At 36.3% G+C, this 17332-nt stretch carries 16 protein-coding genes; 13 read left to right on the top strand and 3 right to left on the bottom strand.

Features of this window, described 5'->3' with window-relative positions:
* The first annotated feature begins 119 nt into the window (after window positions 1-119).
* Both FFWV33_RS03755 and FFWV33_RS03760 read left to right on the top strand, forming a co-directional pair.
* On the top strand, window positions 120-2372 hold the full coding sequence (locus tag FFWV33_RS03755) for a TonB-dependent receptor (RefSeq protein ID WP_108739673.1): 2253 nt from the start codon (window positions 120-122) through the stop codon (window positions 2370-2372).
* Between the two features lie 50 nt (window positions 2373-2422).
* Window positions 2423-2896 (top strand): thioredoxin family protein, encoded by a 474-nt coding sequence (locus FFWV33_RS03760; protein WP_108739674.1) that lies wholly within the window; start codon window positions 2423-2425, stop codon window positions 2894-2896.
* Between the two features lie 13 nt (window positions 2897-2909).
* Here FFWV33_RS03760 and FFWV33_RS03765 read toward each other — a convergent pair whose 3' ends face one another.
* Window positions 2910-3386, bottom strand: coding sequence for a hypothetical protein (locus tag FFWV33_RS03765; RefSeq protein WP_108739675.1), 477 nt, complete (start codon window positions 3384-3386; stop codon window positions 2910-2912).
* 386 nt (window positions 3387-3772) lie between these two features.
* Between FFWV33_RS03765 and FFWV33_RS03770 the strand changes: the two genes are divergently transcribed.
* Window positions 3773-4183, top strand: coding sequence for a BrxA/BrxB family bacilliredoxin (locus FFWV33_RS03770; protein ID WP_108739676.1), 411 nt, complete (start codon window positions 3773-3775; stop codon window positions 4181-4183).
* Window positions 4184-4328: 145 nt separating this feature from the next.
* Window positions 4329-4661 carry a 2Fe-2S iron-sulfur cluster-binding protein gene (locus FFWV33_RS03775; protein ID WP_108739677.1) on the top strand — a complete coding sequence of 111 codons (333 nt, stop codon included), beginning with the start codon at window positions 4329-4331 and terminating at the stop codon, window positions 4659-4661.
* A gap of 31 nt (window positions 4662-4692) precedes the next feature.
* On the opposite strand, the gene FFWV33_RS03780 is transcribed toward FFWV33_RS03775, so the two are convergent.
* Entirely contained in the window at window positions 4693-5166 is a 474-nt protein-coding gene (locus FFWV33_RS03780; protein ID WP_108739678.1) for an Mpo1 family 2-hydroxy fatty acid dioxygenase, read from the bottom strand.
* 219 nt (window positions 5167-5385) lie between these two features.
* On the opposite strand from FFWV33_RS03780, the gene FFWV33_RS03785 reads away from it, so the two are divergent.
* The 3 genes from FFWV33_RS03785 to FFWV33_RS03795 all read left to right on the top strand — a co-directional run bounded on the left by FFWV33_RS03785 (window position 5386) and on the right by FFWV33_RS03795 (window position 9070).
* Window positions 5386-6171 carry a DUF6503 family protein gene (locus FFWV33_RS03785; protein WP_108739679.1) on the top strand — a complete coding sequence of 262 codons (786 nt, stop codon included), beginning with the start codon at window positions 5386-5388 and terminating at the stop codon, window positions 6169-6171.
* A 275-nt stretch (window positions 6172-6446) separates the two neighbouring features.
* Window positions 6447-7808, top strand: coding sequence for an oxygen-dependent tRNA uridine(34) hydroxylase TrhO (trhO, locus tag FFWV33_RS03790; protein ID WP_108739680.1), 1362 nt, complete (start codon window positions 6447-6449; stop codon window positions 7806-7808).
* Between the two features lie 272 nt (window positions 7809-8080).
* Window positions 8081-9070: a T9SS type A sorting domain-containing protein gene (locus FFWV33_RS03795; protein ID WP_108739681.1), complete on the top strand. Its 990-nt coding sequence runs from the start codon at window positions 8081-8083 to the stop codon at window positions 9068-9070.
* 258 nt (window positions 9071-9328) lie between these two features.
* On the opposite strand, the gene FFWV33_RS03800 is transcribed toward FFWV33_RS03795, so the two are convergent.
* Window positions 9329-10603, bottom strand: a complete 1275-nt coding sequence (locus tag FFWV33_RS03800; protein ID WP_108739682.1) for an IS1380 family transposase — start codon at window positions 10601-10603, stop codon at window positions 9329-9331.
* Window positions 10604-10940: 337 nt separating this feature from the next.
* Here FFWV33_RS03800 and FFWV33_RS03805 point away from each other — a divergent pair, with 337 nt between their 5' ends.
* The 6 genes from FFWV33_RS03805 to FFWV33_RS03830 all read left to right on the top strand — a co-directional run bounded on the left by FFWV33_RS03805 (window position 10941) and on the right by FFWV33_RS03830 (window position 17161).
* Window positions 10941-12332 (top strand): PSP1 domain-containing protein, encoded by a 1392-nt coding sequence (locus FFWV33_RS03805; protein ID WP_108739683.1) that lies wholly within the window; start codon window positions 10941-10943, stop codon window positions 12330-12332.
* A complete protein-coding gene (locus FFWV33_RS03810; RefSeq protein WP_108739684.1) occupies window positions 12316-12795 on the top strand; it encodes a gliding motility lipoprotein GldH in 480 nt (159 codons plus the stop codon). Before FFWV33_RS03805 ends, FFWV33_RS03810 begins: the two co-directional genes overlap by 17 nt.
* A gap of 12 nt (window positions 12796-12807) precedes the next feature.
* Window positions 12808-15105 carry a penicillin-binding protein 1A gene (locus tag FFWV33_RS03815; protein WP_108739685.1) on the top strand — a complete coding sequence of 766 codons (2298 nt, stop codon included), beginning with the start codon at window positions 12808-12810 and terminating at the stop codon, window positions 15103-15105.
* Window positions 15106-15126: 21 nt separating this feature from the next.
* Window positions 15127-15552, top strand: coding sequence for a GNAT family N-acetyltransferase (locus FFWV33_RS03820; RefSeq protein WP_108739686.1), 426 nt, complete (start codon window positions 15127-15129; stop codon window positions 15550-15552).
* A gap of 84 nt (window positions 15553-15636) precedes the next feature.
* Window positions 15637-16335 carry a CoA transferase subunit A gene (locus FFWV33_RS03825; protein ID WP_108739687.1) on the top strand — a complete coding sequence of 233 codons (699 nt, stop codon included), beginning with the start codon at window positions 15637-15639 and terminating at the stop codon, window positions 16333-16335.
* A 169-nt stretch (window positions 16336-16504) separates the two neighbouring features.
* Window positions 16505-17161 carry a 3-oxoacid CoA-transferase subunit B gene (locus FFWV33_RS03830; RefSeq protein ID WP_108739688.1) on the top strand — a complete coding sequence of 219 codons (657 nt, stop codon included), beginning with the start codon at window positions 16505-16507 and terminating at the stop codon, window positions 17159-17161.
* The last annotated feature ends 171 nt before the right edge of the window (window positions 17162-17332 follow it).

Consider the following 17332-nt stretch of genomic DNA (forward strand, 5'->3'; position numbering starts at 1 on the left):
TCCTTATAAGTAAACCTAAGTTGTTTATTTATAAGGATTTTCGCTTTTTTATTTGGTTAGTCAAATATATTTTTTAGCTTTGTCTAAAATTAATTAGATAACATTCCTAAAATATAATTGTGAAGAACCTATTTTTTACCTATTCGCTACTTTTCAGTTTGCTGGCATTGGGTCAATCAAAAATTTCTGGCGTAGTTAAGGGCGGAAATAGTCCGTTGCCCTTTGCCAACCTTGTTTTATCGCCAACAAAACAAACTACCGTAACCGATCAGGACGGGAATTATGTGTTCGCAAGCGTACCTTCTGGCAACTATGTACTACTCGCCTCTTACACTGGCTTTCAATTCGAAAAGAAAAAAATTGTGGTGAAGGATAGTCTCGACAGTACGCAAGATTTTAATTTGAGGGAAAACAACTCGCTGGATGAAGTGGTGGTTACGGGAACGTTGAAACCTGTCACCCGAATGGAAAGTGCGGTGCCTGTAGAAGTGTACAAGCCAACATTCTTCAAAAAAAACCCAACAGCAAATGTTTTTGATGCCTTGCAAAATGTTAACGGCGTACGTCCACAATTGAACTGTAACATTTGTAATACTGGAGATATTCACATCAACGGGCTCGAAGGACCCTATACTTTGGTGTTGATTGACGGTATGCCTATCGTGAGTGGCCTGTCTACCGTTTATGGATTATCGGGTATTCCGAATTCATTGTTGGAACGAATCGAAATTGTTAAAGGACCTGCCTCCTCTTTGTACGGGAGCGAAGCCGTAGGTGGACTGATCAATATTATTACCAAAAACCCAAAGAATGCTCCTGTGTTTTCGGCAGATTCTTTTGTGACAGATTGGGGTGAGCTGAATTTGGATTTGGGCTTCAAAGCCAATGTTGGCAAAACAGCCTCAGTATTAACGGGCGTTAACTACTTTAATTACAGTAATCCAATTGACAACAACAACGATAATTTTACTGACGTAACATTACAAAGCCGTATTTCGATCTTTCAAAAATGGAATTTTAATCGAAAGAGCAATAAATTATTATCCTTGGCGGGACGTTATTTTTATGAAGACCGTTGGGGCGGCGAATTACAATGGAACAAGTCCTTCCGTGGTGGAGATGAAGTGTATGGCGAAAGCATTTATACCAAAAGATGGGAATTATTGGGAGCCTATGAATTGCCTTTTAAAGAAAAAATGCTCTTTACTTTTTCGTTGACCAACCACGACCAAAATTCGGTTTATGGAGACGTTCCTTACCTAGCACAACAACGCATTGGATTTGGACAATTGACTTGGGACAAAAAAATCAACAAACACGACATGCTTTTTGGTACCGCCTTGCGCTATCAATATTACAATGACAACACCACCGCAACTGTAGCACCCGATGTCAATTATATTCCGAGTTTGTTTGCTCAAGACGAAATTGCCTTTAATGACAACCACAAGATATTATTGGGAGCGCGTTACGATTATAACAGCAACCACGGAAATATTTTTACCCCAAGATTTGCTTACAAATGGAAAATCAACGACAACAATATCCTTCGTTTCAATACCGGAACAGGTTTTAGAATCGTGAATTTGTTTACAGAGGAGCATGCCGCGCTTACAGGTGCACGTGAGGTAATTGTAACCGAGGCATTAAAACCGGAACGTTCTATCAATGCCAATTTAAATTACTTGAAAAAAATCTACACAAATAACGGTACCTTCATCGGGATCGAAGCTTCGGCTTGGCATACTCGCTTTAGCAATTCTATAATTCCGGATTATGACACCAATCCAAACCAAATTATTTACAAAAACCTTGATGGATATGCGGTAACACAAGGATTTAGTACCAACATCGATATGGTTTTTACCAATGGTTTGAAAGTAATTTTGGGAGGTACGTACATGGATGTTACGAAAACAGAGAACCAAAAGAAAACACAACAAATTTTGACAGAGAAATTCTCAGCGACTTGGGCAATTTCGTATCGAATAAACAAATTATCTCTAGACGTTGATTATACCGGAAACGTATATGGACCTATGCGTTTGCCACTCTTGGGCGATTTGGATCCTAGAAAAGAATATTCACCCACTTGGAGCATTCAAAACATCCAGTTCACATTCGATAAAATAAAAAATATCGAAATCTATGCGGGTGTCAAAAATTTATTAAATTGGACGCCTAACAAAGGGAATCCGTTTATTATTGCTAGAGCAAATGACCCATTCGATAAAAATGTACAGTTTGATGCAAGCGGCAATGTGCAAGCCACAGCAGATAATCCGTATGCATTGACTTTTGACCCAACCTATGTTTATGGTCCCAATCAAGGAATAAGAACCTTTTTTGGTCTTCGATACACCATGCGATAAGTTGAAAAACACAACCAAAGCATTGACTACCAATTACAATTTATGAACTGATGAAAAAGATCACCATTTTATTGCTACTGCTCTTGGGGACTATTCCATCTAGTTTTGCTCAATTGAAAACTTATACTTTTGAAGAAGCATTTGATGCATCGAAAGAAAATCCAAAGTCGATAGTGGTTTTCGTGCATACCAATTGGTGTAAGTATTGCAAGATGATGGACAACAGCACCTTTAAGAATACCGAACTGATTGCAACCTTGAATAAGGATTTTTATTTTGTGAAATTTGATGGCGAGACAAAAGAGAACATCACCATCAACCATCATGTGTATAAGTATGTCCCGCGCGGTCGCAACACAGGCACACATGAGCTTGCGGCTGCAATCGCCACCATTGACGGACAAATTACCTATCCGACTCTTGTTGTTCTAGAAGATGAAGCAACAATACTATTTCAAAAAAGTTCTTACTTGAATGCCAAAACAGTACATAATATTTTGTTGCAAACTAAGAAAGCAAACTAGAAAGAATGATACTCTATTGGCTTACAACAATTTGTTGACTTTTTTCGAAATTCCAAATAGTCCCTACAAATTTCTGTTCATCAACCATGAATGGCATGTTATTAAAGTCACCGCCTTGATGAATATCCAAATATTTTGAAACTCCGTGAACTGAAGTACTCAAGGCATAACCGTGCTTTTGATCGATTATTTTTGAGACAATAGTCCAGCTTCGATTCGAATAACTTACTGCAGGCGCATAAATCAAAAGACCTTCAAATATGCCACCTTCGATGACATCCAACCACATATTTACACCCAATACTTGAGCACTTATTTTATAGTTATCTCCCTCTGTTTTTTCGAATAACCAATCATGACCTGAAAATTCAGATTCTAAAACAAGATGCGGCATATAGCTGAAACGACCTCGATCAAACACATCCAAAACCATTTTATAGTCCCCTATCATGGTTCGTAATTGGTAATAATAATTAGAATCTGGTAGCATAATATGTGTTTTTTAGATGAATAAAAAAGTATCTGTAGAAATACAAAAGTTAAAAAACAACCCTTCATTTTAGAAACAAATGACACAAGAGGCTGATTTGCTGTCACAAAGCACCTATACTCTAGCATTAAAAAAGAGCATTCACAGCTGATTTTTTTAACCTAATGGTAATTCGTACAATTCAAACCTCGGTTACTTGAAACTGAATCCTATTACATCCACAAGCAACAAAAGCATTGAATAAGAGGAGATGTTATTGTACATTTTGTCCACAGTAGAAAACATTTATCAAACTATAACAAAACTTTATTATTGGATTCAAAGAGTTCATTTGAAACTTCGTAACTTTGTGGGTTCAAAATATTAATAGTTTAAAATAAAAAGATATGTATCCAGAAGAAATGGTAAAACCAATGCAAGCTGAATTAACAGTAGCAGGTTTTCAAGATTTACATAGTGCAGAAGCAGTAGATAACGCAATCAAAGCAGAAGGAACTACACTAGTAGTAGTAAACTCTGTATGTGGTTGTGCTGCAAGAAACGCACGTCCAGGAGCAAAAATGAGTTTAGATGGTGCTAAAAAACCAGACCACTTAATCACTGTTTTTGCAGGAGTTGACAAAGATGCAGTTGATGCAGCAAGACAACACATGTTCCCTTTTCCTCCATCATCACCAGCAATGGCGTTATTTAAAAACGGAGAATTGGTACACATGTTAGAGCGTCATCATATTGAAGGTCGTCCAGCTGAAATGATTGCTGAGAACCTACAAGATGCTTATAACGAGTACTGTTAATCAGCAAACTTAATTTATTAAAACGTACCGCACTAGTGGTACGTTTTTTTTTGCCTCAAAGGCTAAAGGATTGCACGTATATGAAAATTGGAATCTTGGTTATTTGTAGCAGTTATTAACTATTACCATTAAAAAAACATTTGCTTTGAAAAATGATTTGCCTTTAATTTCATTTACTGCCATTGATAATGGATACTATTCCTACATTAAAGTCAAGCATGGCAGTTACCCCAATTTGATGTTTTTACTAAAAGAAGAACTAGGTTTAGATTCTTTTGGCGAATGTGGTGGCGTAGGCCGGTGTGCCACTTGCGTCATACGTACGAAAGGCATCTCGGGAGTTTCGGCAATCAAAGAGCGTAACGAACCTAATACACTCGAACAACTAGGGTATGACGAGGAAATTATTCGACTTTCGTGTCAACTATTTGTAACCACCGATCTTGAAGGATCAGCAATTACGGTTCTTGAGGAATAAAACTAAACGCATTGTTTGATGTTTTTCACGATTATTGAATGTGTTTTTTTGAAAATAAATTTTGCAACACCCAAGCAGGCCCGATCATCAGAAACTGAATATCTTTTAGGAAAGAAGGCTTCTTACCTTCAATATTGTGACCATAAAATTGCCCAATCCAAGCAACGGCAAAAAGTCCTACCGAAAACATCCAAAGTGGCACTAGTTGCCCAATGTAGAAATTAGCAATCAGGCATAGTAAAGAAAAAACTGCAATTCGCACCGCCATCATCACTGACAGTCGTAGGTAAAAAAGCAATACAAAAATCAAAACAACCCCCGCCCAATTTTCGATAAATGGTACATTGAGATTCGTCAACTGTGCTATTGAGCTACTTGGTATACTCATCAATAATCCAACTATTGAGAAGAAAATAGCGGGTACACATATATAATGAATCGCTTTGTTTTTGGGGTTTTGATGACTTACTGCATACTCTTCAAACCATTGATCTAATGTTTTCATATTTTGTGAAATTTCAACCTAATTTATAAAATAATTATCTAATAATTAAAAACAGGACGTGATTTTTGCGTATTCTGCTGATTAGTTAATTATTTATCTCACGATTTTGCTGTTTAACTAATGAGAATTAAATATTCAAATTAAATCGCTTTCCGTTAAAATTATGACAAAATAAGTTCCTCTTTCCTTATTCTTATTTTAAAGTAATAATTTTAAGTCATGAAAAAGACGCTATTACTACTTGCAATTTCCGTTACTGTATTGATTTCTTGCAAAAACAACAAGGAAGAAGGAACAACTACCGAAGATCAAATTACAACTGAAAAACCGCTTTCAAAAGCAGATTCCATTGTAAACACCGCCATAGAAGCACATGGTGGAAAATTATTTGAGACAGCTGATTTTTCGTTTGATTTTAGAGGGAAAAAATATCGTTTTAAAAATGATGGGAGCAATTATGAATATTCCGCTCAAGGCCAAAAAGGAGATTCGTTGATAATGGATGTAATGACTGCAGACAAATTTGAACGCAGCATAAACAATAAATTACAAACCTTAAGCAAAGAAGATGCTGCAAAATATGGAGAATCTTTGAACTCAGTGATCTATTTTGCTACACTACCTTATAAATTGCAAGATGCATCTGTGCACAAAAAATACATTGAAGAAACGACTATCAAAGGTAAAAAGTATGATGTAATCGAAGTTACTTTTGGTCAAGACGGCGGCGGAAAAGATTTTGATGATCAATACCAATATTGGATCAATAAGGACTCGCACAAAATTGATTATTTGGCATATAATTATCAAGTGAATGAAGGTGGCGTGCGTTTTAGAGCAGCTTTCAATACAAGAGTTATTGATGGAGTGACTTTTCAGGATTATGTAAATTATGAGGCGCCAGTCAAAACGGCTTTAAAAGATTTACCCGCTTTGTACGAGCAAGGAAAACTGAAAGAACTCTCTAAAATACTGACTGAAAACGTGGTGAATAAGCATAAATAGGTTGATAAAATTATAAAATGGAACTAAAGCTCAGATGTGATTCTGGGCTTTTGTTTTAAAACAAATCCTCAATTTATCTCAAATCCCTAGCCCAGATAGCAGTGGAAATCCTTTTTGGACCTTTTTTTTCCCAAAAAGATTGTAACGCCCCGAAGCGTCGGGGGCAGGAAATAGCTCCAAAAAACGAAAAAACTTAGTCCCTTAGAAACTTTGCCACTTAGTCCCTTTTCCGTACTTTTGCAAAAATAATTTATCACCCTTAAAACGTTTATAGCATGCAACTGTATAACACCTTAAGCGCAGATGAAAGAGCCGAACTTATTGATCAGGCGGGACAACAACGTCTCACATTGTCTTTCTATGCGTATGCCAAAATTCAAGATCCCAAAAAATTTCGCGACGAACTATTTGTAGCCTGGAACGCACTCGATGCTCTTGGCCGCACCTATGTGGCGACCGAAGGTATTAATGCTCAGATGAGTGTTCCTGCCGAAAATTTTGAAGCTTTTAGAGATACTCTTGAAGTGTATGAGTTCATGAAAGGTATTCGTTTGAATGTAGCGGTGGAGCACGACGACCATTCGTTTTTGAAATTGACGGTAAAAGTGCGCGACAAAATTGTTGCTGACGGTCTAAATGATGAGACATTTGATGTGACCAACAAAGGCGTGCATTTGAGAGCGGCAGAATTCAACGAGATTCTTGAAAACCCAAATACGATTGTGGTGGATTTCAGAAATCATTACGAAAGTGAAATTGGCCATTTTAAAAACGCCATTACGCCAGATGTAGAGACTTTTAGAGAATCATTACCAATTATCAACGAGCAATTAAAAGATTTTAAAGAAGATAAAAACTTGGTGATGTACTGCACAGGCGGTATTCGTTGTGAGAAAGCTTCGGCTTACTTTAAACACCAAGGGTTCAAAAATGTATTTCAGCTAGAAGGTGGAATCATTCAGTATGCCAAACAAATCAAAGAAGAAGGTTTGGAAAGCAAGTTTGTGGGTAAGAATTTTGTTTTTGACAATCGCTTAGGCGAAAGAATCACTGACGATATTATCTCACAATGCCACCAATGTGGTAAACCGTGCGACAACCATACCAATTGCGAGAATGACGGTTGCCACTTATTGTTTATTCAATGTGACGAATGCAAGACTGCGATGGATAATTGTTGTTCGAATGAATGTCTCGAAATTACGCGTATGCCACTAGTCGATCAGGTGCGTTTGAGAACAGGAAAACAAGTTGGGAATAAAGTTTTTAGAAAAGGAAAATCAGAGAATCTGAAATTCAAACATTCAGGCGACTTGGCTGATGTTGCTTTGGGTACCGCTCAAAAACCAGCTGACATTCGCCAGAAAATAAAAGTCAAAAAAGTATTGGTTGGAAAAGTTGACCATTATTATGTAAAAGCAGGAGTTGGTCTTTTTTCTATCGAAAATAAAGAATTGGCTGTTGGGGATAAAATTATTATTGCAGGACCAACTACTGGAAATCAAGAACTTACTCTAGAAAAAATGATGGTTAATGATATCGAAGGTACTGTAGCAAAAGCAGGAGACCGAATCACGTTTAAAGTACCGTTTAGAGTCCGACTATCAGACAAATTATATAAGGTTTTAGTCTCTTAATCAAGGTTTTAATTCACTACCCAAAATGGCTAGGTTGCTTAATTGCAGCCTAGCCATTTTTTTTTAGAATAGGGACAACAAATTGATTTTCAACAAAAAAACGCATATAACTTGATTTTGTAATATAAAATCTAGTTTAGAAAAAACTGATTTTCATTTTTTAAGGTCATTGTCTAGTTCATGTCTAGTTGCAAAAAAATTAATCAAAAACAGATTTTATTATTGTCAATGCTTAACAAAAATCACTATTTATTTAACCACAAACCATTATTATGAAAAAAATTACTCTATTATTACTATTGTTTATCTCTACAATCGCATCTGCTCAAACCGTAGCAATTACACAAATTAATGGAACACCTGTAGCAGACTTTTTAGCCGCAACAACGCCTGCACGAACAATCGTTAAGGGACAAGCATACACACTTACAATTACCTACACGGGTTTGGCAGTTGGAAACACAATAGCTGTTAGACCTTTAACTGCTGGATATGGAGCAGTTACAGGATCTGTTAATGCTTCATTTGTAACCACAGCTACAGACGGCACTCAAACGGTATCTTTTAATCCAAATGTATACGTATCAGGAGGCCTTATACAAACCTACCGTTCTATACCATCACCTGCTCAAGGCATACTTAGCTACATAAACAACGTAAGTATATCTGATGGTGGAACACCGCCTCCTACACCAACAATTGAAATTACTCAAATCGACGGTATAGCTACAGAAACTTTTTTAAACACTAACACTAGTCCAACAAGAACTCTAAAAACTAATCAATCTTATGCATTTACCGTGGCATATACAAATGAGACCGTAGGAAGAGCACTATCCGTTAGAGTAATTTCTGGTAGTTATGGTGAAGTTCCTGCTATGACTATTGGTACCGGAAACACCACATCAACAGATGGAACAATGGTTATCAACTGGGCGCCAGCAGCAGAAACAGCTGTCGGAACTCCTGGGCACTTACAGGTATACGATGCAACTGCCAATTTACAAAAATATAATTTTAATGTAAGTGTTAGTAATGCAGCTACAACTCTTGGAAACGAAGCATTCAATAAAACAAAATTAGCTGCTTATTACAACGCTGCTACTAAATCAGTTGTTATAACGGATGAAATTGAAGGAGACTATTTTATTTATGATTTAAGTGGTAAAGCAGTATCAACTGGAAAAGCATCAAGTCAAATTAATGTTTCCACTTTGACATCAGGACTTTATATTTTAACTACCTTAAATCCGCAAGCCTAAAACAAATTAGTTTTGCGGATTTTGTTTATGCATTATTTATAATTTTCGGTTTAATAACTACCTAAAAAAATGTTTATCAGGTTTTACCATAATCCATTTTATGGCAATCTACGTAAATTCATTTTTTACTTTGAAGAACGCTATGGGTATAAGTTAATTTATTTCAAATAAAACATAATATATTGATATACAGTGCTTAAATTTTAACAATCAAACGTAATTATCCCAATTTAGTATAAATATTCAAAATAAAAACAGTTAAATCAGTAACTGATAGGGTTTGTCAGTGAAGAGTTTTAATGTTTTTTGACCACCTTTTTTAATCCATTTAAAAGGAACAACCACAAATCGGAAGATGAATTTTTTTAGACGGAAATTCTTTTCTATGAAAGGGATTTTATGAGCTATTTTTTCTATAAAATACAAATAAAAATTTCGACACATTGCTGTAATAAGCATATAAACGGTGTTTTCCTCTAAGAATGAAAAAGGCAAATTCCCCCAACCAAAATCATTATTCATTTCATCAAATATTTTTTCAGAACCACCTCTTTGATTGTAAAAGCAAACCACTTCTTGGTCGCTCATTTCATTGTCATTGGTTATTATTGCTCTATAAATGAAGTTATCTCCTTGAAAAACATCTATTTGATTATTCTTATTAGCCTCTCTACTTACTACATATCTATAAGTTTTATTTCCGTTGAAAGGTATGTAGTTGACACTAGCTACTTCAAATTCTTTAAAGCCGATGGTTACTTTTTTCCATTTCTTAACAGCTTTAATAGTCTCATTGAGTTCAGAACAGCGTTGCGCACGAATATAAAACAATTCGCTGTTTTCTTGCACAACATCAATAACAGCCTTGGTAAAAGAACCACAATCCATTCGGCTTCTTTTTACACTAATATTGTTAGATTGCAGCATTTTGTAAACATTAGAAAGCGTTTCTTCTTGCTTGAATTTTACATTACAATTGCCATTTCTATTTTCTAAATAAACAATGTTTTTTCCAATAGTTGCAATACCTGGAAAATAACCTCGTAGTTTTTTATAGCCTTTCTTCGCGTCATATTTTTCACAAGCAATAAATTGATTATCAAAATCTAAGTCATAACTTTTTCCTTTTTCTAACTGATTGGTTAACAATAGAATGGATAGGTTTAATTTATTTAAAAAGGGATGATTACTAAACTGATTTTCAACGTTATTTTTACTCAAATGAATTTCTTTGACCAAACTAAGTTCTTTTTGGAGACGCAAAATGGTGTCTGCCGAACAAATTTTCATATTCAAAACATTGGAAAGTTCTGATTTTAAATTTGTTTGAATATCCTCGGCACAATCACCTCCAGAGAACAAAATCATCCAAATATTTTTAATAATATCGTGATATTGGTAAGTGGTTAATAGTGAACGGCTTCCTAAAGAGGATGTGATTAGTTTAGGTAATTCTAATTGATCGAATTCGGAAGATATAAAATTTAATCCGCCAAATGAGTTGATGTTTTCTAAGGATGTTGTAATTTTCACCTTGCTACGAGTTTCACTAAATTTAGTGAAATTTCAGGGAAGAAAAAAGCCTTTAAAGCATTGTTTTTATTGGCTTTTTATTCTTCCTGTTAATAAAGCTTGCGGATTTAAGGAACTACTAAAAAAGGCAGTTTGAAATTTGCTAAATAAATTGGTGTTTTTGTTAAACCAAAATAATCCTAAAGGCTATCTATAACGGATAGCCTTTTTTTTATGTGAAATTTATGAACTAAAGCCTTTTCCAACAATTGCAACTTACAGTTAAAAAATACTATCTTTACAAATTAAACGTTTTAAGAACATAAGTTACGTTTATCGTAACACTATATATAAAATTATGGCATGTACAAGTTGTTCAACTTCTGATGGTGGTGCACCAAAGGGTTGTAAAAATAATGGGACTTGCGGCACCGATAGCTGCAACAAATTAACAGTTTTTGATTGGCTTTCGAATATGAGTTTACCTTCTGGAGAAGCTCCTTTTGATTGTGTTGAAGTACGTTTTAAAAACGGCCGTAAAGAATTTTACCGAAATACTGAAAAACTAACATTGAGCATAGGAGATATCGTTGCAACCGTAGCCTCTCCTGGACATGATATTGGAATCGTTACTTTGACCGGCGAATTAGTTCGTGTTCAAATGAAGAAAAAAGGCGTGAGCCCAACTAGTAACGAAGTTCCGAAAATCTACAGAAAAGCATCTCAAAAAGATATTGATATTTGGTCTACAGCGAGAGACAAAGAAGAGCCAATGAAAGTTCGTGCGCGTGAACTTGCCATTCAACACAAGTTAGAAATGAAAATTTCTGATATTGAATTTCAAGGTGATGGATCGAAAGCGACTTTTTATTACACTGCCAATGATCGTGTCGATTTTAGACTTTTGATCAAAGATTTCGCCAAAGAATTCAGTACAAGAGTAGAAATGAAGCAAGTAGGCTTCCGTCAAGAAGCTGCTCGTTTAGGAGGAATCGGCTCTTGCGGTAGAGAACTATGCTGTTCTACTTGGTTAACCGATTTTAGAAGTGTAAATACCTCGGCAGCGCGTTACCAACAACTTTCGCTAAACCCACAAAAATTAGCGGGTCAATGTGGAAAACTAAAATGTTGTTTGAATTACGAACTAGATACTTATATGGATGCCTTGAAAGGTTTCCCAGATTTTGATACCCGTTTGGTTACCGAAAAAGGAGATGCTGTTTGTCAAAAACAAGACATTTTTAAAGGATTGATGTGGTTTGCTTACACCAGCAACTACGCAAACTGGCATGTATTAAAAATTGACAAAGTGCGCGAAATCGTGGCAGAAAACAAGCAAAAAATTAAAGTTTCTGCACTAGAGGATTATGCTATTGAAATCATTCAAGAGGTTGAAAAAGATTTCAATAATGCCATGGGACAAGAGAGCCTTACTCGTTTTGACCAGCCGAAGAAAAAGAAAAAACCAACCAGAAAACCAAGACCAGCAGCCGAAAAAATTGGTGCTGACAACTTGATTAGACCGGCTGCAGAAACAAAACAAAACCAGCCGAACCAGCCGAACCAGCCGAACCAACAAAAACCGGCAGGAAAAAAACCGGCGCGTTCGAATAACAATAAAAAACCGAACAATAATACAAACGGTGGTACCAATCCAAATGCTAACAAACCTGCTCCAAAAGCAGAAAACAACCCGAACCCACAACCAAGAAAACCGATAATCATTACTAAAAATGAGAATAAAAAATAGTTTTTTATTGCTTTTAATGGCTATCTCTCTTTTTTCATGTGATAAGAAGAGAGTTTTTGACGAATACAAATCAGTGGGAAGTGCGTGGCATAAGGACAGTATTGTTTCTTTTGATTTACCCGAATTGGATTCTACTAAGACTTATGATCTTTTTATAAATCTAAGAGACAATAACAATTATCCTTATAACAATTTATTCCTGATTGTCACTTTAGAAAAACCAAATGGATACACCAAAGTTGACACGCTAGAATATGAAATGGCAGCAGCAGACGGAAGCCTACTAGGTGATGGATTTACTGACATAAAAGAAAGTAAGCTATTTTATAAAGAAGGAGTTCGCTTTCGCGGAAAATACAAATTAAACATTAAGCAAGCAGTTCGAGAATCTGGAAAAGTTCCAGGAGTCACTGAACTTGAAGGCGTTACAGACATTGGATTAAGAATAGAAAAAAAAGATTAGATCGTATTATTTATGGCTACTAAAAAAAATAACACAACCAATACAGATTACAAAAGGTATACTAGAACGTTTTGGAAATTCTTCTTTTACGGAATCGGTGGTATCGCTGCATTTTTCCTTTTTGCTTCGTGGGGATTGTTTGGCTCAATGCCTTCATTTGAAGACTTAGAGAATCCAGATTCTAACTTGGCTACCGAAGTCATCTCCTCTGATGGTGTGGTTTTAGGGAAATATTTTCAAAAAAATAGGTCGCAATTAAAATATTCCGATTTACCAAAAAACTTAGTAGATGCACTAGTAGCTACTGAAGATGAGCGTTTTTACCAACACTCTGGTATTGATGGTAGAGGAACTCTGAGAGCCATTGCAAGCTTAGGAACTAGCGGTGGAGCAAGTACGTTGACACAACAGTTGGCAAAACAATTGTTTCATGGTGAGGGTTCAAAATTTCTTCCTTTTCGAATAGTACAAAAAGCAAAAGAGTGGATAATTGCCATTCGATTAGAGAGACAATATACCAAAAACGAAATCTTAGCAATGTACTGCAACGTCTATGATTTTGGTAATTATTCGGTAGGAGTTAGCTCGGCAGCACAAACTTATTTTTCGAAAACTCCAAAGGAATTAACCGTTGATGAATCGGCAATTTTAGTCGGAATGTTCAAAAATTCAGGTTTATACAACCCTGTGCGTAATCCTCAAGGTGTAAAAAACCGTCGTAATGTTGTTTTGGCGCAAATGGAAAAATCCAAAATGATTACCAAGGAACAAAAATTACAATTCCAAGCACTACCAATTACTCTTAATTTTAAATTGGAGAGTCACCGTGAAGGAATTGCAACGTACTTTAGAGAGTACCTACGTGATTACATGAAAAAATGGGTCGCAGACAATAAAAAAGCAGATGGTAGCGATTACGACATCTACAAAGATGGTTTGAAGATCTATACCACTATTGACTCGAGAATGCAAGCACACGCTGAGGAGGCCGTAACTGCGCATATGGCTAACTTGCAGGAAGAATTTTTTATTCAGTCAAAAGGAAACAAAAACGCACCCTTTGTCAATATTACGGAAGTAGAAACCAATCGTATTTTGAAACAAGCCATGAAACAATCCAACCGTTGGAATGTGCTTAAAGGCATGGACAAAACAGATGAAGAAATTGAAGCATCTTTTTACCAAGAGGCCAAAATGACTGTATTTACTTGGAAAGGAGAAAGAGACACCATCATGAAACCTATTGATTCTATTCGTTATTACAAACACTTTTTGCAAGCTGGATTGATGGCTATGGAGCCACAAACCGGAAATATAAAAGCGTGGGTTGGTGGAATTAATTACAAATACTTTCAATACGATCACGTAGCACAAGGAGCAAGACAAGTAGGTTCTACTTTCAAACCTTTTGTATACGCTACTGCCATCGAACAATTGAATATGTCTCCTTGCGACACTATTATCGATGCGCCTTTTACCATTCCGGTTGGACGTCATCACGTTACTGCCACATGGACACCAAAAAACTCTGACAACAGATACCGCGGAATGGTCACTTTGAAAAAAGCATTAGCCAATTCGATCAATACTATCTCAGCCAAATTAATGGACCGTGTAGGACCAGAAGCAGTGGTTGATTTGACACACAAATTAGGAGTGAAATCTCAAATTCCGTTACAGCCATCGATTGCACTTGGAGCAGTAGAAATTACGGTGGAAGATATGGTTGCGGCCTACAGTACGTTCGCCAATCAAGGAGTATACAATAAACCACAGTTTTTGAATCGTATCGAAGATAAAAGTGGCGTAGTGATTTATGAACCAATTCCTGAATCGCATGATGTTTTGAACAAAGACATTGCTTTTGCAGTCATCAAATTATTAGAAGGAGTTACCGAAGATGGATCTGGATCTAGACTTCGTACTACAGGTGGAGGTGGCGGTTCCAACCGTTGGACTGGATATCCATATTCGTTCAAAAACCCAATTGCAGGTAAAACAGGAACAACTCAAAATCAATCTGATGGTTGGTTTATGGGAATGGTTCCCAACTTGGTAACGGGTGTTTGGGTAGGTTGCGAAGATCGTTCGGCTCGTTTCAAAAGCATAACCTACGGACAAGGAGCTACTGCTGCATTGCCTGTATGGGGAGATTTCATGAAATTGTGCTACAACGATCCTGAATTAAAAGTTTCGAAAGAAGCATTTGATCGTCCACCAAATTTATCAATAAAAGTGGATTGCTACGTACCTAGAAAAGTAGTAGACACCACCGCAACAATTCAAAATACTGACGAATTTTCATTTTAAGAGAGCTTTTAAAATCGCCTTATGAAATCAGAAATAAAAATAGCAATCACTGCATTAGAAATAGCTTCCTGTTGGGAAGCTATTTCTATTTTACGTCCTATGTTGCAACAAGATCAGTTTATAAGCCAAATTATGGCCATGCAAAAAGAAGGATATCACCTTTTGTACATTCAAGAGAATGAGATCACAGTTGCAATTGCCGGTTATCGCATCTATTCTATGCTCTACGCTGGAAAAATGTTGTACCTAGACGATCTTTCTACCTTAGAAAATCAAAGAGGAAAAGGTTTAGCTTCACATTTACTAGCAAAACTAGAAGAAATTGCCGTACAAGAAAACTGCGTTTCGATTCATTTAGACTCAGGCCCTACACGCACTGTTGCGCACAAACTCTACTTTAAAGAAGACTATACAATTAGTGCTTTTCACTTTTATAAAAAAATGTAAGCACCATTTACTTTCATTATCAATTTTGTTTTTTCTTTCGAAAATAAAGCCTTAATTTTAAGATATCAAAGAAATTCAATTGACATGATTAAGAAAAACGTAAATACAGTTCAAGAGGCTCTTGTGGGAATCGAAAGTGGGATGACCTTACTTTTGGGTGGTTTCGGATTGTGCGGTATACCCGAAAATGCGATAGCCGAACTAGTTCAAAAAGGTCCTACTCAACTTACTTGCGTTTCCAATAACGCGGGTGTGGATGATTTTGGGCTTGGTTTACTATTACATAAAAAGCAAATCAAAAAAATGATTTCATCCTATGTGGGTGAAAATGCCGAATTTGAACGCCAGATGTTATCGGGAGAACTAGACGTAGAACTAATTCCGCAAGGTACATTGGCCGAACGTTGCCGTGCCGCCCAAGCAGGAATTCCAGCTTTTTACACACCTGCAGGCTATGGAACCGAAGTTGCAGAAGGAAAAGAAACCCGTGATTTTAACGGAAAAATGCATGTTTTGGAACACGCCTTTGTAGCCGATTTTGCTATTGTAAAAGCTTGGAAAGGAGATACTGCCGGCAACCTCATCTTTAAAGGGACAGCTCGAAACTTTAATCCTGTAATGGCTGGAGCCGCAAAAATCACTATTGCCGAGGTAGAAGAATTAGTAGAAGCAGGCACCTTAGACCCCAATCAAATTCATATTCCAGGGATATTTGTACAACGAATTTTTCAAGGAGAGAAATATGAAAAAAGAATTGAACAAAGAACGGTTAGAGTGAAATAGTTTTCAGTGTTCAGTTTTTAGTATTCAGTTTGGAATCTACTTGAGTTGTAGAAATTTTCAACTCCTTATTAAGAACCTTATATGAACTTATATTTTACTTAAAATTCTAAAAAAAGTCAATCAAAATAGAAAAACTTATATGCCTTATATGGTTTAAAAAAACAACACTATGTTAGACAAAATCGGAATAGCAAAAAGAATAGCGCAAGAACTCCAAGATGGTTATTTTGTGAACCTAGGGATCGGTATTCCTACTCTAGTGGCAAACTATATACCTGCGGGAATAAATGTCGAAATACAAAGCGAAAATGGTGTTTTAGGCATGGGGCCTTTCCCTTTTGAGGGAGAAGAAGATGCTGATATTATCAATGCAGGAAAACAAACCATAACCACCTTAGCAGGCGCATCCTTCTTTGATTCTGCTATGAGTTTTGCTATGATTCGTGGTAAACACGTAGATTTAACTGTACTTGGCGCTATGGAAGTAGCCGAAAATGGAGATATCGCCAACTGGAAAATTCCAGGGAAAATGGTCAAAGGTATGGGTGGTGCCATGGATTTGGTCGCATCTGCCGAAAACATTATCGTGGCCATGATGCACGTGAACAAAGCAGGCGAATCAAAAATTCTGAAAAAATGCACACTCCCTTTAACTGGCGTTCGCTGTGTCAAAAAAATAGTGACCGAACTTGCCGTAATGGAAATTACCCCCAACGGAATTAAACTATTAGAAAGAGCTCCAGGAGTTTCAATTGAACATATTATCGCCGCGACCGAGGCCGAACTTATTATTGATGGTGAAATCCCAGAGATGGTAATTGACTAAAAAGTATACTGTTTTGGGGTTACAATCCTAAAATATTATAATATTTTGGGGTTGTAACCCTATTTAATTATAAAATGTTATTAGTATCCCTTTTATTATGAAGCTAGACAATGGCATTATTTTTTTTACGGTTCTTTAAAACAATAATTTATTTACTAGCCTATTTTGCGT

It is taken from the genome of Flavobacterium faecale, from assembly GCF_003076455.1.
GTDB classification, from domain to species: Bacteria; Bacteroidota; Bacteroidia; order Flavobacteriales; family Flavobacteriaceae; genus Flavobacterium; species Flavobacterium faecale.

Bases quoted from the DNA above. Each gene is read 5' to 3' on its own strand.
- FFWV33_RS03820 (WP_108739686.1), top strand. From the start codon at position 15,127: ATGAAATCAGAAATAAAAATAGCAATCACTGCATTAGAAATAGCTTCC.
- trhO (WP_108739680.1), top strand. From the start codon at position 6,447: ATGCAACTGTATAACACCTTAAGCGCAGATGAAAGAGCCGAACTTATT.
- FFWV33_RS03805 (WP_108739683.1), top strand. From the start codon at position 10,941: ATGGCATGTACAAGTTGTTCAACTTCTGATGGTGGTGCACCAAAGGGT.
- FFWV33_RS03830 (WP_108739688.1), top strand. From the start codon at position 16,505: ATGTTAGACAAAATCGGAATAGCAAAAAGAATAGCGCAAGAACTCCAA.
- FFWV33_RS03780 (WP_108739678.1), bottom strand. From the start codon at position 5,166: ATGAAAACATTAGATCAATGGTTTGAAGAGTATGCAGTAAGTCATCAA.
- FFWV33_RS03825 (WP_108739687.1), top strand. From the start codon at position 15,637: ATGATTAAGAAAAACGTAAATACAGTTCAAGAGGCTCTTGTGGGAATC.
- FFWV33_RS03765 (WP_108739675.1), bottom strand. From the start codon at position 3,386: ATGCTACCAGATTCTAATTATTATTACCAATTACGAACCATGATAGGG.
- FFWV33_RS03760 (WP_108739674.1), top strand. From the start codon at position 2,423: ATGAAAAAGATCACCATTTTATTGCTACTGCTCTTGGGGACTATTCCA.
- FFWV33_RS03770 (WP_108739676.1), top strand. From the start codon at position 3,773: ATGTATCCAGAAGAAATGGTAAAACCAATGCAAGCTGAATTAACAGTA.
- FFWV33_RS03795 (WP_108739681.1), top strand. From the start codon at position 8,081: ATGAAAAAAATTACTCTATTATTACTATTGTTTATCTCTACAATCGCA.
- FFWV33_RS03815 (WP_108739685.1), top strand. From the start codon at position 12,808: ATGGCTACTAAAAAAAATAACACAACCAATACAGATTACAAAAGGTAT.
- FFWV33_RS03785 (WP_108739679.1), top strand. From the start codon at position 5,386: ATGAAAAAGACGCTATTACTACTTGCAATTTCCGTTACTGTATTGATT.
- FFWV33_RS03810 (WP_108739684.1), top strand. From the start codon at position 12,316: ATGAGAATAAAAAATAGTTTTTTATTGCTTTTAATGGCTATCTCTCTT.